This window comes from Faecalibacterium sp. AM43-5AT (assembly GCF_003603345.1).
In the GTDB taxonomy this organism is placed as follows: domain Bacteria; phylum Bacillota; class Clostridia; order Oscillospirales; family Ruminococcaceae; genus Faecalibacterium; species Faecalibacterium taiwanense.
In genome coordinates, this window is record NZ_QVGZ01000038.1 from 1 (window position 1) to 644 (window position 644).

2 protein-coding genes are annotated in these 644 nt (G+C 51.6%); both read right to left on the reverse strand.

The genetic code is table 11. The annotated features are described in order from the left end of the window. Positions 1–70: 70 nt before the first annotated feature. Positions 71–418, reverse strand: a complete 348-nt coding sequence (locus DW937_RS14605; protein ID WP_120121504.1) for a DUF6054 family protein — start codon at positions 416–418, stop codon at positions 71–73. Positions 419–504: 86 nt separating this feature from the next. Continuing rightward, positions 505–636, reverse strand: coding sequence for an SDR family oxidoreductase (locus tag DW937_RS15325; RefSeq protein WP_279221277.1), 132 nt, complete (start codon positions 634–636; stop codon positions 505–507). Between the last annotated feature and the right edge of the window lie 8 nt (positions 637–644).

The following is a 644-nucleotide window of genomic DNA, read 5'->3' on the forward strand; positions in this document are numbered from 1 at the left end:
ACCCAAAACCACAAGGAACAGGATGGGAAACAGAATGCTGAACAGCATATCAAATCCAGCGTAAAACATCTTATTCCTCCAAAATTTCTTCCAGCAGGCACTTCACATCGTCCAGAAAAGATTCTTCTCCGAGGGTGTTCACCTTGAAGAACACCGCTTGACTGCCTCCTGCGGTGATGGCAGACAGCCGGATGGGGCTGTCCCCATTCTGGAACATGGTCAACGTCAGGCTCAGGCGGTTGCCGCCCATCATGCTGTACCGCTCAAATACACGGACACTGCACCGGGCATCGCCCTCTTTGAAATCACTGCCTGCCTCTAAATCTGCCGACCAACTGCTGTCCGGGATTTCTTGTTCCAGCTTCCGAAGCAGCTTGTCAAAGTTTTTGTTTCGGATGGTCTTTTCAAAGATTGCCATAATGGTTCCTCTGTTATGCCAACGAAATTCGGTTCCTTTATCTGGAATACGAGCGAAGCTGCCGAAAAATTGCAGAGAAGCTCCTCTCAATAACCGAAAGCCAGTGCGCCGCCATCCACAGCAAAATCCTGTCCGGTGATATAAGCGGCACCATCGCCCACCAGGAACTCGGTCATCTTACCCAAGTCGCGGGTGTCACCGTAGGCGTGCAGCGGCATCCGGTTCA

Excerpts from the sequence above, each read along its gene's own strand:
- DW937_RS14605 (WP_120121504.1), bottom strand. The coding sequence starts at position 418 with ATGGCAATCTTTGAAAAGACCATCCGAAACAAAAACTTTGACAAGCTG.
- DW937_RS15325 (WP_279221277.1), bottom strand. The coding sequence starts at position 636 with ATGCCGCTGCACGCCTACGGTGACACCCGCGACTTGGGTAAGATGACC.